General features: G+C 75.0%; 21 protein-coding genes. 13 read left to right on the top strand and 8 right to left on the bottom strand.

Translation table 11 applies throughout. The annotated features are described in order from the left end of the window. The first annotated feature begins 231 nt into the window (after nt 1–231). Nucleotides 232–1734 carry an SCO1417 family PLP biosynthesis transcription factor gene (locus tag ACODT5_RS23910; RefSeq protein WP_422521333.1) on the top strand — a complete coding sequence of 501 codons (1503 nt, stop codon included), beginning with the start codon at nt 232–234 and terminating at the stop codon, nt 1732–1734. A 27-nt stretch (nt 1735–1761) separates the two neighbouring features. On the opposite strand, the gene ACODT5_RS23905 is transcribed toward ACODT5_RS23910, so the two are convergent. Beyond that, nucleotides 1762–3399, bottom strand: a complete 1638-nt coding sequence (locus tag ACODT5_RS23905) for a P-loop NTPase family protein (RefSeq protein ID WP_422521332.1) — start codon at nt 3397–3399, stop codon at nt 1762–1764. 51 nt (nt 3400–3450) lie between these two features. After that, nucleotides 3451–3645 carry a hypothetical protein gene (locus ACODT5_RS23900; RefSeq protein WP_007262923.1) on the bottom strand — a complete coding sequence of 65 codons (195 nt, stop codon included), beginning with the start codon at nt 3643–3645 and terminating at the stop codon, nt 3451–3453. Between the two features lie 280 nt (nt 3646–3925). Between ACODT5_RS23900 and ACODT5_RS23895 the strand changes: the two genes are divergently transcribed. The 5 genes from ACODT5_RS23895 to ACODT5_RS23875 all read left to right on the top strand — a co-directional run bounded on the left by ACODT5_RS23895 (nt 3926) and on the right by ACODT5_RS23875 (nt 7775). Next, nucleotides 3926–4387 carry an ankyrin repeat domain-containing protein gene (locus tag ACODT5_RS23895; RefSeq protein WP_422521331.1) on the top strand — a complete coding sequence of 154 codons (462 nt, stop codon included), beginning with the start codon at nt 3926–3928 and terminating at the stop codon, nt 4385–4387. A 177-nt stretch (nt 4388–4564) separates the two neighbouring features. Then, complete coding sequence (locus tag ACODT5_RS23890) at nt 4565–4696, top strand: hypothetical protein (protein WP_385379524.1); 132 nt, start codon at nt 4565–4567, stop codon at nt 4694–4696. 46 nt (nt 4697–4742) lie between these two features. After that, nucleotides 4743–6140, top strand: coding sequence for a HEAT repeat domain-containing protein (locus ACODT5_RS23885; RefSeq protein ID WP_422521330.1), 1398 nt, complete (start codon nt 4743–4745; stop codon nt 6138–6140). 358 nt (nt 6141–6498) lie between these two features. Beyond that, the gene (locus ACODT5_RS23880) at nt 6499–7254 is read left to right on the top strand and encodes a hypothetical protein (RefSeq protein WP_422521329.1); all 756 of its coding nucleotides are present in this window, start codon (nt 6499–6501) and stop codon (nt 7252–7254) included. Beyond that, nucleotides 7251–7775, top strand: a complete 525-nt coding sequence (locus ACODT5_RS23875; protein ID WP_422521328.1) for a hypothetical protein — start codon at nt 7251–7253, stop codon at nt 7773–7775. Before ACODT5_RS23880 ends, ACODT5_RS23875 begins: the two co-directional genes overlap by 4 nt. Nucleotides 7776–7854: 79 nt before the next feature. Here ACODT5_RS23875 and ACODT5_RS23870 read toward each other — a convergent pair whose 3' ends face one another. From ACODT5_RS23870 to ACODT5_RS23850, 5 genes are all read right to left on the bottom strand, one after another. Then, the gene (locus ACODT5_RS23870) at nt 7855–8535 is read right to left on the bottom strand and encodes a hypothetical protein (protein WP_422521327.1); all 681 of its coding nucleotides are present in this window, start codon (nt 8533–8535) and stop codon (nt 7855–7857) included. Beyond that, the gene (locus ACODT5_RS23865; protein ID WP_422521326.1) at nt 8532–9116 is read right to left on the bottom strand and encodes an RNA polymerase sigma factor; all 585 of its coding nucleotides are present in this window, start codon (nt 9114–9116) and stop codon (nt 8532–8534) included. Before ACODT5_RS23865 ends, ACODT5_RS23870 begins: the two co-directional genes overlap by 4 nt. Before the next feature lie 111 nt (nt 9117–9227). Further along, nucleotides 9228–10097, bottom strand: coding sequence for a 5-oxoprolinase subunit C family protein (locus tag ACODT5_RS23860; protein WP_422521325.1), 870 nt, complete (start codon nt 10095–10097; stop codon nt 9228–9230). Next, nucleotides 10094–10720, bottom strand: a complete 627-nt coding sequence (locus tag ACODT5_RS23855; protein ID WP_422521324.1) for a 5-oxoprolinase subunit B family protein — start codon at nt 10718–10720, stop codon at nt 10094–10096. The genes ACODT5_RS23860 and ACODT5_RS23855 overlap by 4 nt, the downstream gene beginning before the upstream one ends. Then, nucleotides 10717–11517: a LamB/YcsF family protein gene (locus tag ACODT5_RS23850; protein WP_422521323.1), complete on the bottom strand. Its 801-nt coding sequence runs from the start codon at nt 11515–11517 to the stop codon at nt 10717–10719. Before ACODT5_RS23850 ends, ACODT5_RS23855 begins: the two co-directional genes overlap by 4 nt. 138 nt (nt 11518–11655) lie before the next feature. Here ACODT5_RS23850 and ACODT5_RS23845 point away from each other — a divergent pair, with 138 nt between their 5' ends. The 3 genes from ACODT5_RS23845 (at nt 11656) to ACODT5_RS23835 (ending at nt 19469) form a co-directional block, all read left to right on the top strand. Next, nucleotides 11656–13161 (top strand): hypothetical protein, encoded by a 1506-nt coding sequence (locus ACODT5_RS23845; protein WP_422521322.1) that lies wholly within the window; start codon nt 11656–11658, stop codon nt 13159–13161. Nucleotides 13162–13693: 532 nt separating this feature from the next. Beyond that, entirely contained in the window at nt 13694–14617 is a 924-nt protein-coding gene (locus tag ACODT5_RS23840) for a hypothetical protein (RefSeq protein WP_422521321.1), read from the top strand. A gap of 73 nt (nt 14618–14690) precedes the next feature. Next, complete coding sequence (locus tag ACODT5_RS23835; protein WP_422521320.1) at nt 14691–19469, top strand: hypothetical protein; 4779 nt, start codon at nt 14691–14693, stop codon at nt 19467–19469. Nucleotides 19470–19514: 45 nt separating this feature from the next. Here the strand turns inward: ACODT5_RS23835 and ACODT5_RS23830 are convergent, their stop codons facing one another. Next, nucleotides 19515–19979: a hypothetical protein gene (locus ACODT5_RS23830; protein ID WP_422521319.1), complete on the bottom strand. Its 465-nt coding sequence runs from the start codon at nt 19977–19979 to the stop codon at nt 19515–19517. A 358-nt stretch (nt 19980–20337) separates the two neighbouring features. Between ACODT5_RS23830 and ACODT5_RS23825 the strand changes: the two genes are divergently transcribed. The 4 genes from ACODT5_RS23825 to ACODT5_RS23810 are packed head-to-tail and all read left to right on the top strand — an operon-like array spanning nt 20338 to nt 24982. Continuing rightward, nucleotides 20338–23451 (top strand): sensor histidine kinase, encoded by a 3114-nt coding sequence (locus ACODT5_RS23825; RefSeq protein WP_422521318.1) that lies wholly within the window; start codon nt 20338–20340, stop codon nt 23449–23451. Further along, entirely contained in the window at nt 23448–23885 is a 438-nt protein-coding gene (locus ACODT5_RS23820; protein ID WP_243341589.1) for a roadblock/LC7 domain-containing protein, read from the top strand. The genes ACODT5_RS23825 and ACODT5_RS23820 overlap by 4 nt, the downstream gene beginning before the upstream one ends. Before the next feature lie 10 nt (nt 23886–23895). Beyond that, the gene (locus tag ACODT5_RS23815) at nt 23896–24363 is read left to right on the top strand and encodes a DUF742 domain-containing protein (protein ID WP_422521317.1); all 468 of its coding nucleotides are present in this window, start codon (nt 23896–23898) and stop codon (nt 24361–24363) included. Continuing rightward, a complete protein-coding gene (locus tag ACODT5_RS23810) occupies nt 24344–24982 on the top strand; it encodes a GTP-binding protein (protein WP_385379556.1) in 639 nt (212 codons plus the stop codon). Before ACODT5_RS23815 ends, ACODT5_RS23810 begins: the two co-directional genes overlap by 20 nt. Nucleotides 24983–25014: the final 32 nt, after the last annotated feature.

Here is a 25014-nt window from a genome sequence, read left to right as displayed (position 1 = left end):
CCCGCAGCGCCAGGGAATCGAGGCCGGATTACACGTACGCGGTCCGGTAGCCCGGGGCGGAGCGGGGGAAGAGGCCGAGGGCCACCTTCCGGACGCCACCGGCGGGCCCGATCCCGGGGCCTCCCTATGTCGCGCGGAGCCCTCCGTGGCACCCTGGACCCCGCAGAACCAATCCAATGCAGGCCCCCGCGGGTCGACAGGGGCCAATTCGACGAAGGTGGACCGGACGTCATGGCGCAGTGGACCTCGGCCGTAGGTGCCGCACAGCTCGGCCGGCTCATCACCTCCCAGCAGGGCCGGACCGCCGCGCCCGGCGGGCGCAAGCTGCCCGCGTACCGCACGCTCGCCGACGGCATCCGCATGCTCGTCCTCGAAGGCCGCATCCCCGTGGCCGCCCGGCTCCCCGCCGAGCGGGAGCTGGCCGTCGCGCTCTCCGTCAGCCGCACCACCGTCGCCGCCGCCTACGAGGCCCTGCGCGGCGAGGGGTTCCTCGAATCCCGCCGGGGCGCGGGCAGCTGGACCTCGGTGCCCGCCGGCAACCCCATGCCGGCCCGCGGCCTGGAGCCCCTGCCCCCCGAGTCCCTCGGCTCGATGATCGACCTCGGCTGCGCCGCCCTCCCGGCCCCCGAGCCCTGGCTCACCAAGGCCGTCCAGGGCGCCCTGGAGGAGCTCCCGCCGTACGCCCACACCCACGGGGACTACCCGGCCGGCCTGCCCGCGCTGCGCCGCATGCTCGCCGACCGCTACACCGAGCGCGGCATCCCGACCATGCCCGAGCAGATCATGGTCACCACGGGCGCGATGGGCGCCATCGACGCCATCTGCAGCCTCTTCGCTGGGCGCGGCGAGCGGATCGCCGTCGAATCCCCCTCCTACGCCAACATCCTCCAGCTCATGCGCGCCGCCGGGGTCCGCCTCGTGCCCGTCGCCATGGGGGAGGGGCTGACCGGCTGGGACATGGACGTCTGGCGCCAGGTGCTGCGCGACTCCGCCCCCCGCCTCGCCTACGTGGTCGCCGACTTCCACAACCCGACCGGGGCCCTGGCCTCCGACGAGCAGCGCCGAGCGATGGTCGAGGCGGCCCGCTCGGCCGGTACCGTCCTCGTCGCCGACGAGACCATGGTCGAGCTCCAGTTCGACCCGGCGATGGAGATGCCCCGCCCCGTCTGTTCCTTCGACCCGGCCGGTTCCACCGTCATCACCGTCGGCTCCGCAAGCAAGGCCTTCTGGGCCGGGATGCGCATCGGCTGGGTCCGCGCGGCCCCCGACGTCATCCGCAGCCTGGTGGCGGCCCGCGCCTACGCCGACCTGGGCACCCCCGTGCTGGAACAGCTCGCGGTGGACTGGCTGATGCGCACCGGAGGCTGGGAGCAGGCCGTGGAGATCCGCCGCGACCAGGCCCGCGAGAACCGGGACGCCCTGGTGGCGGCGGTCCGCCGGGAGCTGCCGGACTGGGAGTTCCGGGTCCCGCTCGGCGGCCTGACGCTGTGGGCCCGCGCGGGCGGGCTCTCCGGGTCCCGGCTGGCCGAGGTGGGGGAGCGGGTGGGAGTACGGGTCCCCTCGGGGCCCCGGTTCGGTGTCGACGGGGCCTTCGAGGGCTACGTCCGGCTCCCCTTCACCGTCGGCGGCCCGGTGGCCGAGGAGGCGGCGGCCCGGCTGGCCGCCGCGGCCCGGCTGGTGGCCACCGGAGCGGGCGGCGGCGGGGCGGAGCCGCCGCGCACCTTCGTCGCGTAGGAGCGGGAAGGATCCGGAAGGGACGGCCTACGGGGCGTCCGCCGGGACCTCGGGGATCTCCGAGGCGTCGATCGCCGGGGCCTGCGCCTGGGCGGGCGGCTGGACGATGTGCAGCGGCTTGCCCAGGGTGACGTGGTCCGGGACGGGCTTGGGCGGCGCCTGCCGCTCGGGCAGCAGGTCCAGTACCGCCTGCCGGTGTCCCGGGTGGGTGGCGTCGTCGTACGGGTCCGGCGTGGCCGGCACCTGGAGCCGGTGCACGGGACCGGCGCCGAGCCGGGCGTACCCGCGCCCCGGCGGCAGTACGGCCGTCGGCGTGGTGTGCGGGGGCAGCCCCAGCACATCGGCGATCTGCTGGATCGTGGCGGCTCCGAGCACCACGCGGGCCCTCGTGTGCTGCCAGACGGAGTCGTTCAGCAGCTCCAGGTGGTCGAACTGCTCGGCCACCACCACGGTGACGTGCGCGGCGCGCCCGTGCCGCAGCGGCACCTGGAGCTGCGCGATCGGATCGGGGGCGCCCTCGGCGACGGCCAGGTGGGCCAGCACGCTGGGCCGGTCGAGCAGGATCCACAGCGGGCGGCGGGTGTCCTCGGGCGCGGGCCGGCCGGCTTCGCGGGCCCGGTGGGTGGCGATCAGGCGCCGCTCGGTCTCGCGGGCGGCCCATTCCAGGGTGGCCAGCGCCCCGGCCGGCCCGCACTCCACGGCGAGGACGCCGGCGCGGCCCAGGAGGCAGGAGTACTCGCCGGTGCCGCCGCCCTCCACGATCAGGACGTCGCCCCCGTGCCGCAGGGCCTGCAGGGCGATGGAGCGCAGCAGTGTGGACGTACCGCTGCCGGGCTGGCCCACGGCCAGCAGGTGGGGCTCTGCGGAACGGGCGCCGGTGCGCCAGATGACCGGCGGCATGTCCCGGGGCTCGTCGCCGTCCAGGACGGGCAGGGTGCGCTGCACGCTGCCGGTGTCGGTGAAGCCGAGCACGGTCTCACCGGGGGAGGTGACGAAGGGCTGGGCGGCGATGCCCGTGGGCAGCGCCGCCAGCACGCTCAGGTCGAGCTGGTTTCCCTCCTCGTCCCAGTCGAAGAGATACTCCCGTCCGCGCCCGGACTTGGCGTGCAGCAGTGCCTCGATCCGGGCCCTGGAGGTGGCCTCGCCGTCGGTGAAGTAGGCCGGGTAGCGGATGTGGAGCCGGGTGACGCGGCCCGCCTCGTCGAACTCGTAGCCGCTGAAGGCCTTGTCCCACTCCCCGCCGTGGGCGAAGAGGGGGCTCGGGTCCTCCGGGATGGAGAAGTACGGCACGAGGGCTTCGTAGAGGGAGCCGAGCCGTTCGGTCTCGGCATCGCTGGGCCCGGTCTTCACCGGGGTGCGGTCGCGTCCCTGCCAGGCCGCCGCCGCCATGAGGGTGATCAGGGCGGTGAGGGGGCCGTAGGGGACGAGCGCGACCACGAGGACGCAGGCGGCTCCCAGGAACAGCGCGGGACCACGCTTGTCCTTGGGGGTGTCGCACCACTTGCGCCGTCCGGCCGAGGCCAGGACGCGCAGGCCCCGTCCGATGGTGAGGAGCGGATGGAGGACGTCCGTGGCGCTGTCGGCGGCCGTGCGAGCGAAGTCGCGGCCCCGGGTCAGCGACACGGTGCCGCTGCTGAGGATGCGGGGAAGTGGGCGCCGGGCCACGGGCGTCTCCTGGAGTTGTGGATGCTTCGGGGTGGGTGCCGGGGCCGGGCGCTAGAGCTTGATCCCGCCGAGAAGGCTCGCGAGGCTCGCCGTGCTCGCCGTGATGCTGGGGGCGATGGCGGAGCCGGCGAGGAAGAAGCCGAAGAGGGCGCACACGAACGCGTGCGTCAGCTTCATGCCGTCCTTCTTGAAGAACAGGAAGCAGATGATGCCGAGCAGGACGACACCTGAGATGGACAGGACCATGAGTCAGTTCTCCTGGTGGGTGGGGACAGTCACCATCAGTTCTTCCAGGCTCACAGCAAGTATCAATGCGATAAAAGGTGCATATGGGTGAATCCAGTAATTTTTCACTTGACCGGCCCATCCCGGCTGGCGCGCCTGGCGGGATGGGGGCACGGGGGCCGCAGGGTGATCATTGCCTCGGCCCGCGCCGCTCATGTGCAGGTCCGGGCGTTACTCTGACGCTTCACCCGTACGGACGCAGTGCCGTGCGCAGCCCTGCCCGTGAAAGGCGGTACGACCGATGAGTGAGCACGTCGAGAACGGCTCCCAGGACTCCCGGGACTCCCAGGACCCCCAGGCCGTCCAGGACTCTCCGGGCGTTCCCGACGAGGACGTCGTCGAGCTGGCCACCAAGATCTTCGACCTCGCCCGCCGGGGTGAGACCGAGACCCTCGCCGCGTACGTCGACGCGGGCGTCCCGGCGAACCTCACCAACGACCGCGGCGACACCCTCGTCATGCTCGCCGCCTACCACGGTCACGCCGACGCCGTCACGGCCCTGCTGGCCCGCGGAGCCGAGGCCGACCGCGCCAACGACCGCGGCCAGACCCCGCTCGCCGGCGCCGTCTTCAAGGGCGAGGAGGCCGTCATCCGCGCGCTGCTCGCCGGAGGCGCCGACCCGAACGCCGGAACGCCCTCCGCCGTGGACACGGCCCGCATGTTCGCCAAGGCCGACCTGCTGGAACTTTTCGGAGCCAAGTAGTCCGCTTTTGCCGGTCCCCAGGCCGGTTCCGGGCCCGGTTCCTGACCGGTCCAGACCTCACGGGTTGGTCACGGAGGCCTTAAATGTGGTCGCGGTGCACAAACCGCCTGGGTCATCATGGCGTCGGATTCGATTCGCGGACAGGACGGACGGGCAGGAGCGGGCAGGACACAACGGGTGTCCGACCCCCACTCCTGCCGGGGGACCGCCGCCCTGGCCGAGAACACCGACGAGAGTGAGAAGGCAATGGTCTACATCGAGCGGAACCAGACGGCGGACGTCCTCACATGCTGTTACGCGGCCCTGTGAATTCCGATTCCCGGTTGCGTCCCCAGCTTGATTTGAGGCCATTCCCATGTTCGAACCAGTCATAGCGCCGAGCGGCACCCTGCTCGGTCTCCTCCAGCGCGGCCGCGGCGACGGCACGCTGCACGCACTCGCGGCGCCCAGGGCCGAGGCCCTCGCGGCGCTCAACCTCTGCGTGGCCGGCGATCCGCGCCAGGACTGGCAGGTCGAGAACCGCTCCCTGTACTACGCACGCCTGTACCTGGACCTCGACGGCCCCCTGGGCGAGATCGAGGCCCACCTCTTCAGCGTCGACGACCTCGTCGACGAGGACGACCGCCGCACGGGCCTCGCCCTGTCCGTCCTGGGCCACCTGGCCTCGTACGGCCGCGACGACGCGCTCATGCTGCTGCGCCGGTACGCCGCCACGGGCGCCAACTGGGCCTGGGCCCTCGACGAACTCGCCCTGCGCGACGACGACGAGGGGCTGCGCTCCCTGGGCGCCCCGGTCCTCGCCCGGTTCCCCGCCACCGCCGAGGGTGAGGCGCGGCTCGCCGCCGCCGTCCGCGACGCCTACGAGCCCAGGCCCTGGTGCCTGTGGGAGGAGGACCCCGCCTATGGCGAGCGGCTGCGCGCAGCCCGCCAGCAGGGCTCCTTCGACCGCTGGCAGCGCCAGCTCACCCCGCGCGGCCCCCAGCCCGGCTGGGGCGTCCAGGCCGTCTTCGACTGGGCCGCCGACGGACTGCGCCGGGGCACCCCCCTGCACGTCCCGGCCGCCCGCTGCCTCGCCGCCGTGGCCACCCCCGAAGACCGCTCCGCGATCCTGGCGGCCGCCGCCGGCGCGTCCGGAGAGGCCGCCCGCGCCACCGCGCTGCACCACCTGGTCCTCGCCGAGCCGGAGAACCCGGCCGTACTGGACCTCATCGAAGCCGCCGGCGACGAGCCGGCCGTAGCCGCCTACGAGCGCATGTGCGGCCCCGCCGCCGTCGAGCGGGCCCGGCGCTGGGTCCAGCGCCCCGATGCCCTCGGAACGGCCGCAGGGACCCTCCTGGCCGCCCGGGGCGGCGCCGAGGACGCCACCCTGGTCCTCGGAGCCCTGCGCTCCACCGTCCGCGGCTCCGGCCCGGACTCGACGCCGCTGTTCACCCTGGTCGACGGAGCCGGCAGGCTCCGCATCGACTGCGCGGCGCCGGTACTGCGCCACATCTACCGCGAGACGGCCTCCTCCCACCTGCGGGGCCGCGCCGCGCGGGCCCTGGCGGCGACCGACCCCTCCTTCGCGGCGGGCTTCGCCGTCGAATGCCTGTGGGACTGCGAGGAGACCACCCGGGAGGTGGCCGCCCGCCACGCCGAGACGGCCGACGCCCGAGTGGCCCCGCGCCTGCGCCGCCTGGCCGCGGACCCGGCCGAGGAAGAGGACGTCCAGTCGGCGGTCCGCAGCCGCATCACCCCGGAGTCGGCGGTGTAGCAGTGCGGGGAGCGGCCGGCCCGGGGCAACCCGGGCCGGCGCCCGCGGCGGGCACGCGCGCCGCAAACCTGTCGACCGGTGTACCGGTGTACCGGTGTACAACCCCCGAGGCGCACGAAGCGCCGTTCGTGCGTGCACGCGTGCACGTCTGCACGTCTGAGGACGCGAAGATCCCTTGAGCGACGTACAACCCTCGGGGTGTGTGCGGTGTCGTACAGGTGAACGCACGCGCGCTCTCTGATGCCGCATGCCGCATGCCTGAATTCTTGAGTTCCACGGGGGAATTGTGAATACCGCTCTACGCGCCTCTGGCCGTACCCGTCTCGCGTTCGTGGCCGGCCTTGCCGTCCTTGCGAGCGTGGCAGCTCCGATGGCCTCGGCCTCCGCCGTCACTCCGGTGGTGGCGGCTGCCGCGGAGGATGCCGCGCCGGTGACCGTGGTCCAGGAGACCAGCGACATCCGCATGGGTGACGTGCCGGTCTCGCAGATCCGGTTCACCGCCGAACTGCCGGCGGGGTACTCCGGGGATGTCAAGGCGCAGATGGTGATCGACCGCACCCCCGGAGCAGGGTGGGACACCCCCTCCAGGATGATCAGCGGCTTCAGCAACGTCGGCTGCCTGGTGAACGGGGTCCCCGGCTCGCCGTGCAAGTTCTTCGGCGGCACCACCGAAGACGACGACGGCACCCTCTACCTGAATCTGCCCACTGCCACCGTCGTGCCGAGCGCCGGCGGCCAGAAGGTCACCTGGGTGCTGCAGATGAACGTTGCCGACAACCTGTTCGGTGACATGGGGGGCCGGATCGACCTGACGAACGCCGCCGGAGCCGCGCTGGCCACGGCCCCCGTCCGGATCAACTTCGTCGAGGGGCGCGCGTCCCTGCGGCCGACCTTCTTCGGTCGTGACGCCGCCGGCGTGCTGTGGCAGTACGAGTCCGACGGCAAGACCAGCAGCGCGCTCTACGCGCCGCGCACGAGGGTCGGCGGCGGCTGGAACATCTACGCACTTCCTACGTGGGCAGCGAGGCCGCGCCCACGGGGTCGGGCACCGCGTTGGTGGCCCGCGACGCCGCCGGGCAGCTCTGGTACTACGAGCGGAGCGCCGACCCCGTGAACCCCTTCAAGCCGCGCAAGCTGGTGGGTGGCGGCTGGGGCCAGTACACGTCCATCGTCGGCATGGGCGACTCCCGCCGGGACGGGGTCAGTGATCTGCTGGCCCGGGACCGTGACGGGGTCCTGTGGTTCTACCGCGGTACGGGGAACCCGGAGCGGCCGTTCAAGCCGCGCGTGAAGGTCGGCGGCGGCTGGAACCAGTACACGAGCCTCACGGCGTTCCCCGACGGGCTCCTGGCCAGGGACGCGGCCGGGGTCCTCTGGCACTACGAGACGAACCCGAACGGTGACGTCGCCGCCCCGCTCCGGGCCAGGCACCAGATCGGCACCGGCTTCGGCCCCTTCACCGGCTTCGCCTTCGGCGGACAGAAGACCGGAAACCACAACCCCGAGCTGCTCGCCCGGGGCCGCGACGGGAACCTCTGGCTGTACGAGGGCGCCTGGAACACCAGGGGCTACCAGCTCAGCGGCAAGCGCAGCCTGGTCGGCGGCGGCTGGAACATCTACGACACGCTGATCTGACACCCGTGCGGACCCGGCCCCCGGGTGCCCGTCGCCGTTCGGCGGCGGGCACCCGGGCGGTCGGCCGGAGGCCGCCTTCCTACCCGACCGCGTCCCCGCCCCGCAGCTTGGCGTCGCGCGCGGCCTTCTCCTGAGGGCTGAGCTTGCGGACGGGCGCCTTCGACGGGTCGGAGTAGACGGGCACGCAAGTCGGCACCTTCGCCGTCTCCACGGCGCCGAACCCGATCCCGTGGATGTCGGCCGCGTCCACCGGCGTGCTCAGCACGAGGGTGTGCCCGGGGGGCACCGTCCCCGGCGTGATCAGCATGTGCGCGCTCGCGTCCATCTCACCGGCCGGCTGCCCGCCGCCCTCCCCGGGCGTCAGCCCGACCGGGAACGCCTCGGTCGCCGGGCACTGCTCGGAGGGCCGCCGCGGGACCGCCGTGGCCGGTACGCCCAGCGCCCGCAGTTCGTCCACGGTCCCCTGGACCCCCTCCGGGCGGTAGATCTGCACCCAGATGTCGCCGTTCGCCTCCCGGGACACCCCGTACGCCGGCGAGGCACCGCCGTCCTCGCCGAGCACCGGCAGGGACACCAGCCCCGCGACCGCCGCCGCCACCGCACCGAGGGCGATCGGGATCCGGTAGCGCCGGGCGGGAGACCGTACGGGCGCGGCGGCGGGCACCCGCTCCGCGGCGAGGGTCATGAGCTCGGCCTTGAGCCGCCCTTCGAACGCACGGGGCCTGCTCGACGTGCCGGACCCGCTGGACCTGCTGCTCATCGGACTACCTCCAGGTGCGGTTCCGGGGTGGAGAACGGGGTGGGGTCGGTGGCGCGCAGGGCGCGCCGGGCACGGTGCAGGCGTACGCGGACCGTCGTCGTGGTGACGCCCAGGGCCTGCGCCGCCTCCGCCGGCGTGAGGCCGTCGACGACGACCAGGTCGAGCGCCGCGCGCAGCGGCTCGGACAGGGCGGCGTGCCGCTCGGCGACGGCCCGGTAGGCCCGCTCCGCGTCGATCCGCTCCTCCAGCGCGGCCACGTCCTCGTCGTCGAGGAGCCTGCGGCCGCTGAGCCGGGCCAGGGCGCCGCTCTCGCGGGCCAGGCCGCGGGCGTGGCCCGACAGGACGTTGCGGGCGATGCCGAACAGCCAGGCGACCGGCACGCCCCGGTCGGGCCGGTAGCCGCCCGCCGACCCCATCGCCGCGAGGAAGACGTCCGCCGTCAGGTCCGCCGCCACGTGCGGATCGGCGACCCGGCGGGTGACGAAGCCGAGGACGGCGTCGACGTGCTCCTCGTAGAACCTGCCGAACCCCTCGGGCGTGGTGAGATCCGGTGGCCCGGCCTCCCGTGATGGGTTGCGCACCCGTTTCCTCCCCGGTGTGCGGGGCCCCTGCGGCCCCGTTCACCCGTACTTGGCATCTGCCGCGCGAAGCGTTTCACCGGCCGGGCACCGCGCGCTCGCACGTGCCCCGCCTCAGCGGCTCCGCACGAACCGCACGGGGACCCCCGGCCGGGCCTGGGCCGCCGCGTCGAGTGCGGGGCCCGGCGGGACGACGCCGACGACCGGATAGCCGCCGGTGACCGGGTGGTCGGCCAGGAAGACCACCGGCTGCCCGTCCGGCGGAACCTGGACGGCGCCGAGCACCATCCCCTCGCTCGGCAGCTCCCCGCCCCGGGCCCGGACCAGCGGCGGCCCCTCCGTGCGCAGCCCGATGCGGTTCGAAGCGGCCGAGACCCGGTACGCCGCCCGCAGCAGCAGCCCCGTCACCGACTCCGCCGTGAACCAGTCGGCCCGCGGCCCCAACCGCAGCGGAAGCACCAGTTCCGCAGGCGGGCCCGGCGCCGCCGGGGCGTCCGCCCCGGCCACCGGATCCGGACCGGGCGCGCCCACCGCCAGCAGCGCCCCCTCGATCAGGACCGGCGGGCCCAGGCCCGACAGCAGATCGGTCGAGCGACTGCCCAGCACCGGCTCCACCGCGAACCCGCCGCGCACCGCCACGTAGCCGCGCAGTCCCGACTCCGCCCGGCCCACCTCCAGCTCCGCCCCGGCGCGCAGCAGGACCGGGGCTCCCCAGGCCGCCGCGCGCCCGTCGACCCGTACCGCGCAGGGCGCCCCCGTGACCGCCACCACGACCGGACCGCCCACCGCCCGCAGACCCACGCCGTCCAGGGTCGTCTCCAGCGTCGCGGCCCCCGGCGGATTGCCCAGCAGCCGGTTCGCCAGCGCGTGCGCCCCCGTGTCGAGGGCCCCCGAACGGGGGACGCCGAGGTGGGCGTACCCGGGCCGGCCCAGGTCCTGGACGGTGGTCAGCGCGCCCGCCCGTACGACCTCCAGCCCCCTCACCGCGCGGCCCCCGCCCCGGCGAACCGCACCCGTACCCCCGGCGCGAACAGCGCGGCCGACTCGCGCGCCGGGTCCCACAGCACCGCGTCGGTGGACCCGATCAGCTGCCAGCCGCCGGGGGAGGAGCGCGGGTAGACCCCCGCGTACTCGCCCGCGAGGGCCAGCGAGCCCGCCGGCACCGCCGTACGGGGCGTCGCGCGCCGGGGCAGGTGGAGGCGGGCGGGCAGCCCCGTCAGGTAGCCGAAGCCGGGGGCGAACCCGCAGAAGGCCACCCGGAAGGTGATCGCGCCGACGATGCCGGGCACCTCCCCGGGGGACACCCCCCACAGCGCGGCCACCTCCGCGAGGTCCGGGCCGTCGTAGCGCACCGGGACCGTCACCGGGGGCGGCCCGTCGGCCGGCGCCAGCGGGGCGACCCGCCAGCGGGCGATCCGGGCCGCGAGGGCGCGCGGCTCCCGTACCCCGTCGAGCAGGACGGTCCGGGCCGCCGGCACGATCTCCCGTACGCCGCCCAGCTCGCCCGCGTCCCGCCGGCGCAGCAGCTCCGCGTGGAGCGCGGCCACCTCCTCGGCGGAGTCCACCTCCAGCAGCAGCGCCCCGGCGCCGGCCTCCAGCGCCCTCACGCGAAGGCCTCCACCCGTACCCCGGCGCCGCCGAGCGCCCCGCGGACGCGCAGGGCCAGCTCCGCCGCCCCGGGGGTGTCCCCGTGCACGCACAGGGAGCGGGCGGCCACCGGGATCCGGGAGCCGTCCGCGGCCGTTACCGCGTGCGAGGCGGCCATGTCCACCGCGCGGGCCACCACCGCGTCCGGGTCGTGGAGCACGGCGCCCGGCTCGCCGCGCGGTACGAGGGTGCCCGCGGGGGTGTAGGCGCGGTCGGCGAAGGCCTCCGGGACGGCCGCCAGCCCGGCCCGCCCGGCGGCGGCGAGCAGCAGGGAACCGGGCAGCCCGAGCACCGGGAGCCCGCCGGGACCGGCCGCGAGCAGCACGCCGGCCACCACGGCGCCGGCCTGGCCCGCGTCGTGCACGGTGCGGTTGTAGAGCGCGCCGTGCGGTTTCACGTACGACACCCGGGAACCGGCCGCCCGCGCGAAGACCTCCAGCGCCCCGATCTGGTAGGCCACCTCGTCGGCCAGCTCACCGGCCGGCACGTCCATGGAGCGGCGGCCGAAGCCCGCCAGGTCCCGGTACGAGACCTGCGCGCCGATCCGCACCCCGCGCGCGGCCGCCAGCTCGCAGACGCGGCGCATGATGGACGGGTCGCCGGCGTGGAAGCCGCAGGCGACGTTGGCGCTCGTGACGACGGACAGCAGGGCCTCGTCGTCGGTCAGCGTCCACCGCCCGAAGCCTTCGCCGAGGTCGGCGTTGAGATCGATCACGGGGCCGGCCGCCGGGGATTCCGGCGTGATCATGGAAGCCATGCGGTGAGCGTAGGCCGTCTCTTCCGGATCCAGAACACGCCGCGGGCCGGGTGCGGGCCGCGCTCCCGCCGACGGCGGGAGGATCGGGCGAACCATCCCGTTTGGGATGTTGTCAGGGTCAGCGCCTAGTCTTTGCCCGTGACTCTCCCTGCCCCGGCGAAGACCCTTCCCTCTCCGGCGTCGGGCCCGGCCGCCGACGAGGGCCTGGCCCGGCGGCTGCGCGCGCTCGCCTGCACCGCCCCGCTGCACGACCTCGACGTACGCAAGGCCAATCTGGCCGGCGAGTACGGGGTCTACGCGATGGCGGAGGTCGCGCTCGCCGCGATCGACCTGGTCACGCTCAACATGGACTTCGACACCGGCGCGGACCACGAGCAGATAGTGGCCCGCCTGCTGCCGCGCGTCGCCGCCCAGGCGCCGGCGCGCCCTGCGGCCGAGCACGAGCGGGTGGCCCGCTGGGTGCTGGAGAACCTGATCAACGTCGGCAGCGTCGACCGCGGATTCCGCGCGATCTACGGCACGTTCGGCCCGGACGGGGTGTACGTACGCCGCGACTACGACTTCAAGCTGATCGAGGAAGTCCCGGGCTACGGCGGCGCGGTGTACCTGCGGACCACCGACGAGGCCGTCAACGTCCTGGTCGGCGCCCTCGACACGGACGTCACCAGCGCGCAGATCGCCGCCGAGGTCAAGCTGGAGGTCCTGATCAGCCGGGGCCGGCTCGCCGACGCCCAGCTCGCCGCCGAACAGGCCCGCTACCGCACCGTCCAGTACGCCGAGACCCTGCGCCGCACGCTCGACGCGACCCGCCGCAACGTGCGGGCCGTCGACTGGCTGGTGACCGTCCCCGACATGATCGCGGAGGCCCTGGACCACGTCGCCGACCGCTACCGGCACGAGAACGCGATCCTCACCAACATCCGCAAGGCCCGCGACGAGGCGGAAGAGCCCGACAACAAGCGCCGCGCCGCCGAGCTCGTCGACATCGTCAAGGACTGCATCCGCCGCCACACCCAGCTCCAGTCCCGACTGCTCGACGCGGGCCCGCTCTTCCGCGCCGAACAGGACCGCCAGGCCTTCGCGGCCCCCGCGCCGCGCTCCGGGATCGACCTCTACGGGCAGCTGGTGGCCCCCACGCTGCCGCTCCCGGTCGCGCAGGCCATCCGGGTCACGGACGCCTTCTTCGCGTCGGGAGCCGGCCTGCGCACCCCCGTCTCCGTCCGCGTCGCGGACCTGGTGGAGATCCTGCTGACCCCACCGGTGGAGCGCGAACACCTCGGCGTGGAGATGCCGGAGCCGGACCTGATCGCCACCCCCGACGACAGCCGTTTCAGCGAGGAGCAGCTCGCCGCCGCGATGGCCCTCCTGGAACTCCCGCACGACGCCCCGCGCCGCCTGTCCGGCCTCCTCGCCGAAGCCCGCCGCTCCGACCCCGACCTCCCCTACCTGGTCGCCCTGCTGGCCGTCCACGCGGCGAGCCCGGCGGTGGGCACGGCGTACCGCCAGGGCGAGGAGCGGCTCCTCTTCGCGGTCGACGACGGCACGGAACTCGACGACCCGGAATTCGGCGGCGCGGACCTCATCGTCGGCACCGCCCTCCTGGACGCGGCAGCCATGACGGCGGACCGCACGGAGGCGGCGTGACCCCGCCCTCGCCGGGTCGTTGGACGGCTACACCAACAGTCGGCCGGGCCGCACCCACCCCCTCACCGGGCCGCGCCCCGCACCCCGGGCCGACCCCTGCGCCCTCGCGCGGCCGGGCTGTGCGCCGTGGGTCGGTCCCTGCGTCTGTGCCCGACTGGGCTGCACACCGCGGGGCGGTCAATGCGCTTTCGCCCGGCTGGGCCGCGCGCCCCGGGGCCGGCCCCGCGCACGTGCCCGGCGGTGCCGCCGGCCCGGGCGGGCCCGCAGGCTCCGACGCCGGGGCGGGGCCCCTGGTGGCCCGGTCCCACCTGGGGGTGTGGGGGCTTGCCCCCGCTTTCGGGAAGGGGCGGGGTGGGGGAAGAACCGTCCCCGCCGGCCCGGCTGCCGGTCCCGCCGGGCCTGCCACCGCACGGCCACCCGCGCACGCCCGTACGCGAGCCGCTGCCCCGCACCACGCCCGTGCCCAGCACACCCGCACCTGCACCCGCACCCGCACCCGTACCTGTACCGGCACCACCGAGGAGACCCACCCGTGAGCGACCACCACGCCGAGCAGCACCCCGCGTGGAGCGAGCCCGACGCGCACGAGACCCCGGCCCCGATCCCGGTCCAAGCCCCGCAGGGACCGCAGGGCCCCGTCACCCCGGCGGACGCCGCCGACGCGGCCCGCCTCGTCGCGTTCGGGCTCCAGCCCAAGCTGCTGCCCGCCCGCGACGCCGAGTACGCCGAACTGCTGCGCCGCTACCGCGAGGACCCCGCCTTCGCACGGCTCGCCGACGCCGTCGCCACCGGCCTCGGCCTGGTCGTCCTGGAGGTGTCCTCCCGCGCGGGCATGGCCGTGGCCGCCGGTGAGGACTCCGTCTTCGCCGTCCGGATGGGCGACTACGCCCGCCGCACCTCCGCCGACTCCGCGGACCGCTTCCTGCACGGCCTCGCCCACCTCGCCGTGGCGGCCCTGGCCTTCCCCCGCCCCGAGGACCTCGCCGACGACGGCTACATCGGCCGGATCACCGTCAACGGCGTCGACGCCTTCGTCCGGCAGACCTGCCGCCGCCTGGAGGAGCGCGCCGAGGAGCTCGGCGAGAACACCGACCCGGCCTCCGACGCCCCCGGCCTGGAGGCGGCCTGGCGGGTCTATGCCCGCCGCAGCGCGACCGGCGCCACCAAGGACGCCCGCCGGCTGGCCGGTTCCACGACCGGCATCGTCGGCAAGGCCGCCGCCTTCCTCACCGACTCCGGCTTCCTCCAGCGCACCGGTGACGACGTCGGAGGCACGTACCGCACCACCCCCCGCTACCAGCTCCAGGTCCGCGACATGGCGGGCAGCGCGGCCATGGCCGAGCTCCTCGACCTGGGCGTGGTCCCCGTCAGCGACGGCTCCGCCAGCCTGCTGCCGCCGCCCGAGGGCGACGACCTCGAACTCGCCGCCGACGCGGGCCTGCCCTTCCACCCCTGAGCCGCCCCGGCAGCCCTGCCCGCCCGCCACCCGTCCCCGTACGACCTACGAAAGACCACGAGAGTCCGCCGCCATGTACGAGCTGTCCCGGATCCGTCTCTACTCCATCGGGCCCGCCGGCGCGCGCTACGCCGACACCGTGCTCGACCTGCGCGGAGTCGGCGAGCCGGTGCCCCACCCGGCACCCACCCAGGCGGAGTTCTTCGAGGACGAGCCCACCGGCCCGCCGCGCCGCCCCGCGCCCGCCGGCGTGCTCTTCCTGGAGAACGGCGGCGGCAAGTCCGTCCTGCTCAAGCTGATCTTCTCGGTGATGCTGCCCGGCCACCGCAACACCCTGGGCGGCGCCAGCTCGGGCGTCCTGCGCAAGTTCCTGCTGGCCGACGACTGCGGCCACGTCGCGCTGGAATGGCAGCACACCCAGACCGGCGAGTGCGTGGTCGTCGGCAAGGTCAGCGAGTGGCGCGGCCGACAGGTCTCCAACGATCCGCGCAAGTTCGCCGAGGCCTGGTACTCCTTCCGCCCCGGCCCGGGCCTCAGCCTGGACAACCTCCCGGTGGCCGAGGCCACTTCGGTGCGCCCGCCCGTGGAAGGGGCCTCCGGCGCCCAGGGGCGGCGCCGCACCATGAAGGGCTTCCGTGACGCCCTGACCGAGGCCGGCAAGGCGTACCCGCACCTCGAGGTGTACTTCGAGGAGATCCACGACCGCTGGAACGAGCACCTCACCGAGGTCGGCCTCGACCCCGAACTCTTCCGCTACCAGCGCGAGATGAACGCCGACGAGGGCGAGGCCGCCGGCCTCTTCGCGGTCAAGAAGGACTCCGACTTCACCGACCTCCTACTGCGTGCCGTCACCGACACCCGGGACACCGACGGCCTCGCCGACCTCGTCCACGGTTTCGGCAACAAGCTCGGCCGCCGCGCCGAGCTGATGGCCGAACGGGAGTTCACCGCGGGCTCCGTGGACCTCCTCACCAAGATCGTCGAGGCCGCCGCGGCCCGCTCCCGGCTCCGCGACGTCCACGCCGGCGCCGAACGCCGTACGCGCACCCTCGCCCGGCGCCTGTCCGCCCGCGCCGGCGAGGAGCGCGGCCGCGCCGCCGACCTCGCGCAGCGGGTCACCGCCGCCGCCCACCAGGTCACCGCAGCCGAGTCCGCGCGCACCCGCAGCGCCGCCGTCTCGGCCGAACTGGCCTACCGGCACGCCTCACTGGCCCTGACCGTCGCCGACAAGGCCGCCGCCGCGCAGCGCCGCGAACTCCTCGAAGCCCGCACCCTGCACTCCGCCTGGCAGGCCGCCGAGCACGTCCTGCGCCACCGCTCCGCCGCCGACCGCTCCGCCCGGGTCGCCGCCGCGATCCTGGAGGCCGAGCGGGACGCCGCCCCGGCACTCGCCGCCCGGGCCACCGCCGCCACCGAGCTCGTACGGGCCCTGCACGCCGCCGCCGAGCTGGGCGAGCGGGCCGCCAACGAGGAGGAGGAGCGTTCCGCCGTCCTCCAGGAGACCGGCGAGTCCTCCCACCGCGCGGCCACCGCCGCCGCCACGGCCGCGCAGCGGGCCCGCAGCGAGGCCGAGCACCTGCGCGCCCGCCTCGCCGAGGTCCAGCAGGAGACCGCCGAGGCCGTCCGGGCCGGCTGGCTCGACGACTCCGCCCCCGACGCCGACCCGGCGCGCGCCGCCCTGGCCGCCGCCGACGCGGAGAAGACGGCCGTGGCCGCCTGGGACGAGTCCCGCGAGGCCTCCCGCGCAGCCGCCGAGGCCGCCCGCGAGGCCGCCGCGACGGAATCCCGCGCGGAACTCACCGCCGCCCGCGCGGCCGACGCCGCCGACGCGGCCGAGGCGGCCCACGACGCCGAGCACCGGGCCGCCGCCTCCCTGGCCTCCGCACCGCGCCTGGCGGCCCTCCTGGGCGCCCCGTCGGCCCCCGACCCAGCCCGTCCGTCCCTGCGCGCCCACGGCGGTACGCCGGCCGGCGGATCGGGGCCCGACGCCACGGGGCAGGGCTCCCGGGCCAACAGCTCCGCCGAGGGCCGGAGCTCCGGATCGGCAGGGCCCGCCGGAGGCGACGGCCACGCCGCCCCCGGTGCCCCCGGCGCCGCCGACGGCCGGAACACCGGCGCCGCGGCCGTCCCCGCCGGATGGCTCACCGTCGAGGACCTGGACCGGGGCGCCGACGACCTGCGCACCCTGCTCACCGACGGAGTCGCCGCCGCCGAACGCCAGCTCTTCGACCTGCGCACCGCCGCCGCCGACGACTCCCGCATCCTGGGCGCCCTCGGCAACGGCGGCCTGCTGCCGCCCGGCCCCGACGTCCTCGCCACCGTCGAGTTCCTCGGCGAACACGGCATCCCGGCCCTCCCCGGCTGGCGCTACCTCGCCCAGTCCGTGGACCCGGCCGACCACGCCGCCGTCCTCGCCGCCCGCCCCGAACTCGTCGACGGCGTGGTCATCACCGACCCCGACACCCACTCCCGGGCCCGCGAGGTCCTCTCCGGCGCCGCCCTGCTGCCCCGCTCCACCGTCGCCGTCGGCACCGCCGCCGCCCTGCTGGCGCCGGTTCCCCCGGCCGGCGACGCCACCGGCTCCGGCATCTTCATCGTCCCGCCGAACCCGGCCATGCACGACGAGCACGCCGCCGACGAGGAGCGCCAGGCGCTGCGCGCCCGCGCCACCGCCCGCGACACCGAGATCCGCGAACTCGCCGCCCGGCTGTCCGGCGACCGCGAGCTCGCCGCCCGGCTGCGGTCCTGGCGCACCGGCTGCCCGCCCGGCCGCCTCACCGAGCTCGCGGAGCAGGCCGCCGCAGCCCGCGGCTTCGCCGAGGAGACCGACGCCGAGCTCGCGGAGGCCCGTACCGTACGCGCCGAGGCAGACGAGGCCGCCGCCGACGCCGCCCGCGTCCGCGACGAGCGCCAGGACACCGCCCAGCGCGCCCGCCGCGTCGCGGACGCCCTCGCCGGCCTCGCGTACCGGCTGCGCGAGCGCGCCGGCTGGCAGACCAGGCTGCGCGAACTCGCCGACGACGCCGCCGAGTCCGAGGCCCGCGCCGAGGTCTGCCTCGACCGCGCCCGGGCCGCCGACGAGGACCGCCGCGCCGCCCAGCGCGCCGCCGACGACGCCCGCCGCACCGCCCGCGCCCTGCGCGCCGAGCGCGCCGAGATCGCCGGAGCCCCCGATCCGCTGCCCTCGGGCGACGGCACGGCCAAGGCCCCGCTCCCCGCGCTGCGCGAGGCCTACCGCGCCGCCTCCCAGCTCTACGAGAAGGTCGGCGTCGGCGCCGACCTGCGCTCCGAACAGGCCCGCGCCGAGAGCGACGAGTCCGTGGCCCTCGCTGAACTCGACCGTCTCACCAACAAGGTCCGCACCCGCGCCGCCCAGCTCCTCGAAGGCACCGACGGGGCCGACGGCCCCTCCCGGCAGGCCGCCGCCGCCCGCGCCGAAGCCCTCGTACAGATGCTGGAGACCCGCGCCTCCACCGCGAGCGAGCAGCTCGGCCGGCTGCGCGGCGAGGCCGAACGGCACGCCCCCGCCGAGGGCGAGGCGCACACCGAGCTGCCCGAGGAGCTGATCCCCGACAACGTCGAGGACGCCCAGACGAGGCTCCGCACCGCCACCGCCCAACTCGCCGCCCACACCGCCGCCGTGGAGTCCGCCCGCGCGGCCCACGCCGACCTGCTGCGCGCCCACCGCACCGCCGAGGAGGGCGCGGGCGGCTTCGACGAGACCGCGGCCATGCTCCGGGACCTCCTGCGCGACCACACCCACCAGGAGGACGAGCAGGAGCCGGTGACCCACCCCGGCAGCCTGGAGGAGGCCCGCCAGTCGGCCACCGAGGCCCGCCGCGCGCTACGGGCCTGCGCCGCCGACCTGTCGGCCGCCGAGGCCGCCGTCCGCGAGGCGAGCGACATCCTGGTCCGGCACGCCAACGCCAACCGCTACGAGCAGGTACGCACCCCCGCGCGCCAGCAGATCCGCGAACTGCCCGCCTCCGCCCTGCCCGAACACGCCGCGGCCTGGGCCGTGGCCTTCGCCCCCCGGCTGCGCGTCCTCACCGACGAGCTGGCGCAGCTGGAGCGCAACCGGGACAGCATCGTGGACCGGCTGCGCGGCCTCGTGGAATCGGCCCTGGCCACCCTGCGCTCCGCCCAGCGGCTCTCCCAGCTCCCCGAGGGGCTGGGGGAGTGGTCGGGCCAGGAGTTCCTGCGCATCCGCTTCGAGGAGCCCGACCAGGCCACCCTCACCGAGCGGCTCGGCGAGGTCATCGACGAGGCGACCCGCGGCGCCCTGAAGAAGAACAGCACCGCCACCTTCGGCGAAGGCCGCCGCGACGGCATGTCGCTGCTGCTGCACGGGGTCCAGGCGGCCCTGGAGCCCAAGGGCATCGCGGTGGAGATCCTCAAGCCCGACGCGGTGCTGCGCGCCGAGCGGGTCCCGGTCGGCCAGATGGGCGACGTGTTCTCCGGCGGCCAGCTGCTCACCGCCGCGATCGCGCTGTACTGCACGATGGCGGCGCTGCGCAGCAACGACCGGGGCCGCGACAAGCACCGGCACGCGGGCACGCTCTTCCTCGACAACCCGATCGGGCGCGCGAACGCCACGTACCTGCTGGAACTCCAGCGGGCCGTCTCGGACGCGCTCGGCGTCCAGCTCCTGTACACCACGGGCCTGTTCGACACCACGGCCCTCGCCGAGTTCCCGCTGGTGATCCGGCTGCGCAACGACGCCGACCTGCGCGCGGGCCTGAAGTACATCAGCGTCGAGGAACACCTGCGCCCGGGCCTGCCCCAGCAGTTCACGGACGGCGAGACGATCCACGGCGAGATCACGGCGACCCGCATGTACCGCCGCAGCTAGCGGGCTGGCCGGCTGGCCAGTTGGCCGGCTGCCCGCTCTCCCGCCTCAGCCCCGCCCCGCGCCCGTCGACGGCGGCCAGATGCCGGTCGCCTCGCCGCGCGCCGGTACGCGGGGCGGCAGGGGAGGCGCCGACCGGGCCTCCCGGCGCGCCCTGCGGCGCTCGCGGCGCCGGTCCCGCGCCGTACTGCTGGGCTCCGAGAGGACTCCGTAGCGCTGGTTCCACGTCTGCCGGGTGATCAGCACGTCGAGCACGCCCCAGGTGGCCACGACCACCCCCGCTATCGCGCACAGCGACAGCGGAAGCGCGAGCCAGGAGCCGGTGACCGTCAGGAAGAAGGCGATCGTCGCGTCCGTCAGCGTCACGGCGACGATCAGCACCGCCCGCACGGCGGACCTCCGCACCGGGTCCGGCATGCGCCTGCGCCCCGCAGGCTGGTCCACCCACAGGTCCCGCCCCTGCGGCGCCCCGGTCCCCGCGCCCTCGCGGTCGTCCTCGTGCCTCTTCGCCATGGTCGGTCCCTCCCCTCCACGCGGCCGCTCATGCCCGCCCCGAACAGGTAGACGCGCGAAGGGGCCGATAGATTCCCGGATCCCGGACGCACCGTGCGCCCCGAAGTGTCGCGGAACGAAGAATTCCAGCCATCCATTCGGCTAAGGGAACCGAGGCCCCACCAAGTGTCATCTGCCACATATCGGGCCGCACTTCACGGGAACTATCGGACAACTCGTGATCTTCGTCCGGGGGCCAGGCCGAAAACGTCCGGACAGGCCTTCGAAGGTTCGCTGTGGCAGTAGTAGGCTCACGCCGTTTAAATGACGGAACACCAACCCCCGGTAACGGGGTTGAGCTGGGGAGGCTGGGGAGGCCATGCGCTTTCGCGGGAAGTCCATCCGCCGGAAGATCGTGGCGTTGCTCCTTGTGCCGCTCATCTCCCTGACCGCCCTCTGGGGCTTCGCAACCGTGATCACCGGCCGGCAGGCCGTCCAACTGCTCGGTGTCGCCTACGTCATCGACAAGGTCGGCTACCCCGTGGAGGACGTCGTCCGCGTCATCCAGAAGGAGCGCCGCCAGACCCTCGTGGTCATCGGCGACCCGCGCGCCGCCGTCGCCAACACCGAGCTGCTCATCAACCGGGCGGCCACCGACGAAGCGGTCGAGAAGATCTCCGCCGACGCCCAGGACGCGGAGATCGCCGACGAACTCGACCCGGCCTCCGCCCGGCACCTGAGCTCCATCCTCGAGGCCTTCCGCAGCATCGGAGCGCTGCGCAGCGCGGTGGACGGGGGCTCCCTCGACACCAACCAGGCGCTGGAGCTCTACAACCGGCTCGTGGACCCCTGCTACGAGTTCCTCATGAACCTCCACGCGCTCGAGGACGTGGAGATGGACAAGCAGGGCCGCGCCCTCGTCGGCATCACCCGCGCCCGCGAGACGCTCTCGCGGGAGGACGCCCTCGTCGCCGGTGCCCTGGCCGCCCGCAACGTCAGCCAGGCGGACATCCGGCACGTCTCCGACTTCGTGGCCAACCGCAAGCTGCTCTACGAGTTCAACCTCGCGATCCTCCCGGCCGCCGACCGGGAGCAGTTCGAGCAGTACTGGAACAACCCGGAGAGCCGCTCCCTGCGCGAAGCAGAGGAACGATTCCTCGTCCAGGGTCCGACCCACAGCCCGCGCAACGTGACCGCCGGCCAGTGGGACGCCGCCGCGGGCAAGGTGCTCGAAGACCTCGCCGTCATGGGCACCGCCGCGGGCGACCGCTACCAGAAGCGCGTCGAGCCCGTCGCCATGGACGTCCTGGTCCAGGCCGCCCTCGCCGGGGTGCTCGGGTTCATCGCCCTCATCGTCTCCCTCGTCCTGTCGATGCGCATCGGCCGCGAGCTGATCCGCGACCTCTCCCGGCTCCGCAAGGAGGCCCACGAGGTCTCCGGCATCCGCCTCCCCGGCGTGATGCGCCGCCTCGCCGCGGGCGAGCTCGTGGACGTGGAGACCGAGGCCCCCCGCCTGGAGTACGAGAAGGACGAGGTCGGCCAGGTCGGCCAGGCCCTCAACTCCCTCCAGCGCGCGGCCATCGAGGCCGCCGTCAAGCAAGCGGAGCTCCGTCGCGGTGTTTCTGAAGTGTTCGTCAACCTGGCCCGCCGCAACCAGGTGCTGCTGCACCGCCAGCTCACCCTGCTCGACACCATGGAGCGGCGCACCGAGGACACCGAGGAGCTCGCGGACCTCTTCCGCCTCGACCACATGACCACCCGCATGCGCCGCCACGCCGAGGGCCTGGTGATCCTCTCCGGGGCCGCGCCCTCCCGCCAGTGGCGCAAGCCCATCCAGCTGATGGACGTCGTACGGGCCGCCGTCGCCGAGGTGGAGGACTACGAGCGCATCGAGGTGCGCCGCCTGCCGCGCCTGGGCATCGGCGGCCCGGCCGTGGCCGACGTCACCCACCTCATCGCCGAACTCCTGGAGAACGCCACCGTGTTCTCCCCGCCGCACACGGCGGTCCAGGTCCTCGGCGAGCGCGTGGCCAACGGCTTCACCCTGGAGATCCACGACCGCGGCCTCGGCATGACCCCCGAGGCGCTCTTCGACGCGAACCTGCGGCTCAGCGAGACCTCCGAGTTCGAGCTCTCCGACACCGACCGGCTCGGCCTGTTCGTCGTCAGCCGGCTCGCGCACCGGCACGGCGTCAAGGTCCGCCTCCAGATCAGCCCCTACGGAGGCACCACCGCGGTGGTCTTCCTCCCGGTGGCCCTGCTGACGGAGGCTCCCGAGACCAACGGCACCGGCATCCGGCTGGCCGGCGGCAAGGCGCTCGGCGGCCCCGTGGGCGCCTCGCGCCAGAGGGCCGTCGCCGAGAGCAACGCCGCCGGCCGCCGGCTCCCGGCCGGCGCCGAACTGCGCGGCCCCGTCGAGCTGGAGGCCCCGATCGGGATGCTGGGGCTGGACGAGCCCGTCCCGGCCCCGGAGGACGCCCCCAGCGGCATCACGGGCCCCGCCGCAGCCGCCGGGCTCACCGGGCTCTCCGGAGCCAAGGGCAGGCCCGCCATGGCCACCCTCGACGACGAGACCCCGCCCAACGGCATCTCGCGCAACTCCCTGCTCGGCCTGCGCCCGGCAGGCCGCCCGCACGCGGACCGGCACACCGATCGCGGCGGCCCCCGCAAGGGCGACCGGATCGCGGACCGCATGGGCGAGCGGACCCCGGACGGCCCCGGCGACCGCACGGGCCTCTGGAAGGGCGACCGGTCCGCCGACGCCGCCGCCGAACGGGGCGGCGCCCGGCTCACCGACCGCGACCCGGGCCGGGAGGGCCTGCGCGACCGCGACCGGAGCCACGACCGGGACCGCGACCGCAGCCGTGACCACCGCGATCACCGCGACCACGAGCGGGAGCCCCTGCCGCCCACCGGCCCGGTGCGCCTGGAGCCGGCGCGCGCGGACTCCGCCCGCCCCGACGGCGCCCGCTCGCCCGGCGCCGTCCCGCTCCCGCGCCGCCGCCCCACCCCGACCCTGGTGGCCGAGCACGGCCGCCGCGTGGAGCCCCGCCCCGTCTCGGCGGTCCCGGATCCCGCGCAGGACGCACCTGCCCCGAACGGCCCGGCGCACCCCGCGGCTGCGCCCTCCGGGGCGACCCTGCCCCGCCGGGTCCGCCAGGCCAGCCTCGCGCCCCAGCTCAAGGACGCGCCGGCCCCGGCCCCCGCCGAAGCCGCCGCGGACCCGGGGGCCGACCGCGACGCCGAGGACGTACGCCGGCGCATGTCCTCGCTCCAGCGCGGCTGGACCGCGGGCCGGGACCACCACGCCCGGCAGCAGGCGGACCAGGCGACCCAGTCACAGCAGGCACAGGAGACTCCGAAGGCCGCGCCCGCCCAGCAGCCCGACCAGGCGCAGCAGCCGCGGCGACCCGCACCACACCAGTCCGTGACCGAGGCCGGCAGCCCTGCCGCCACCGGTCCCGGCAGCGAGAACGAAGGGGACGGTCGATGACCGCACCGCAGTCCGGCAACGACACCAGGGGCCGCGGCTCCGGCCCGCTCAACTGGCTCCTCGACGAGCTCGTCGACCGGGTCGCCAGCATCCGCAAGGCCGTGGTCCTCTCCGGCGACGGCCTGCCCACCGGAAGCTCCAAGGACCTCACCCGGGAGGACAGCGAGCACCTGGCCGCCGTGGCCTCCGGTTTCCACAGCCTCGCCAAGGGGGTGGGCCGCCACTTCGACTCCGGCAGGGTCCGCCAGACCGTGGTCGAGCTGGACGAGGCGTTCCTCTTCGTCATGGCGGCCGGCGACGGAAGCTGCCTGGCGGTGCTCGCCGACGCCGACTCCGACGTCGGCCAGGTCGCGTACGAGATGACCCTCATGGTCAAGCGGGTCGGTGACCACCTGGCGACCGCCCCGCGCACCGGGCTGCCAGCCGGAGGGTGAGTCGGACGGCATGAGCGATCCAGGCCAGGACCACCCCGCCCACAGACCCGCCGCCTCCGACGCCGCCTCCGACGCCGACTCCGACGTCGCCTTCGACTCCGCTTCCGACCAGTGGTTCGACGACGACGCGGGTCCGGTGGTGCGTCCGTACGCGATGACCCGCGGGCGGACCAGCCACGCCGGACAGCACCGCCTCGACCTGATCGCGCTGGTGGTCGCGGAATCCGCGGCGGCCGACCCGGTCTGGGACACCACCCTGTCGCCGGAACACGCCGACATCCTCGGGCTCTGCCTGCTACGCCCGCAGTCCGTCGCGGAACTCGCGGCCGAACTCGACCTCGCGGTCGGGGTCGTACGCGTCCTGATCGGCGACCTCGTCGACGACGAACTGGTGCACGTGACCCGGCCGGTACCCCCGGCCGAACTGCCCGACGAATCCATTCTGCGTGAGGTGATCGATGGCCTTCGGGCGCTCTAGCCGCACCGGCGCCATGCATGCCGTGACGCCGGTCGAGCCGCTGACCCTGAAAATCCTGGTCGCGGGCGGTTTCGGGGTGGGCAAGACCACCCTGGTCAGTGCGGTGAGCGAGATCAGGCCGCTCCGGACGGAGGAACGCCTCTCCGAGCCGGGCCGCGGCATCGACGACACCGGGGGAGTGGAGGGCAAGAACACCACCACGGTGGCCATGGACTTCGGGCGCATCACCCTGCGCGAGGACCTGGTGCTGTACCTCTTCGGCACGCCCGGACAGAACCGCTTCTGGTTCCTGTGGGACGAGCTGGCGCAGGGCTCGCTCGGCGCCGTCGTCCTCGCGGACACCCGGCGGCTCTCCGACTGCTTCGCCGCCATCGACTACTTCGAACGGCGCGAGATCCCCTTCGTGGTCGCCGTGAACTGCTTCGACGGCGCCGAGCAGTACCCCGTGGTGGCCGTACGGGAAGCCCTGGACCTCACTCCCGAGGTGCCGGTGCTGCTGTGCGACGCACGGGACCGGGAATCGGTGAAGGACGTCCTGGTGGGGGTCGTGGAGCACGCGATGACCCTGGCCAGGGCCCGCCGCCGGAGCCTGACGGCGGGAGCCGAGGGCCCGGCCTGATCCGAGAGGCACGCCCCGGCCGGGCCGCGACA

The sequence above is a fragment of the Streptomyces tatrensis genome (assembly GCF_049310065.1).
Lineage (GTDB): Bacteria > Actinomycetota > Actinomycetes > Streptomycetales > Streptomycetaceae > Streptomyces.
Note: the sequence above shows the minus strand (reverse complement) of the source record. Positions and strands in the feature narration are given on the sequence as shown.

Coding starts and splice junctions, on each gene's coding strand:
- ACODT5_RS23870 (WP_422521327.1), bottom strand. CDS start 8,535: ATGAGCAGCAGGTCCAGCGGGTCCGGCACGTCGAGCAGGCCCCGTGCG.
- ACODT5_RS23850 (WP_422521323.1), bottom strand. CDS start 11,517: ATGGCTTCCATGATCACGCCGGAATCCCCGGCGGCCGGCCCCGTGATC.
- ACODT5_RS23895 (WP_422521331.1), top strand. CDS start 3,926: ATGAGTGAGCACGTCGAGAACGGCTCCCAGGACTCCCGGGACTCCCAG.
- ACODT5_RS23810 (WP_385379556.1), top strand. CDS start 24,344: ATGGCCTTCGGGCGCTCTAGCCGCACCGGCGCCATGCATGCCGTGACG.
- ACODT5_RS23820 (WP_243341589.1), top strand. CDS start 23,448: ATGACCGCACCGCAGTCCGGCAACGACACCAGGGGCCGCGGCTCCGGC.
- ACODT5_RS23900 (WP_007262923.1), bottom strand. CDS start 3,645: ATGGTCCTGTCCATCTCAGGTGTCGTCCTGCTCGGCATCATCTGCTTC.
- ACODT5_RS23885 (WP_422521330.1), top strand. CDS start 4,743: ATGTTCGAACCAGTCATAGCGCCGAGCGGCACCCTGCTCGGTCTCCTC.
- ACODT5_RS23825 (WP_422521318.1), top strand. CDS start 20,338: ATGCGCTTTCGCGGGAAGTCCATCCGCCGGAAGATCGTGGCGTTGCTC.
- ACODT5_RS23835 (WP_422521320.1), top strand. CDS start 14,691: ATGTACGAGCTGTCCCGGATCCGTCTCTACTCCATCGGGCCCGCCGGC.
- ACODT5_RS23910 (WP_422521333.1), top strand. CDS start 232: ATGGCGCAGTGGACCTCGGCCGTAGGTGCCGCACAGCTCGGCCGGCTC.
- ACODT5_RS23815 (WP_422521317.1), top strand. CDS start 23,896: ATGAGCGATCCAGGCCAGGACCACCCCGCCCACAGACCCGCCGCCTCC.
- ACODT5_RS23830 (WP_422521319.1), bottom strand. CDS start 19,979: ATGGCGAAGAGGCACGAGGACGACCGCGAGGGCGCGGGGACCGGGGCG.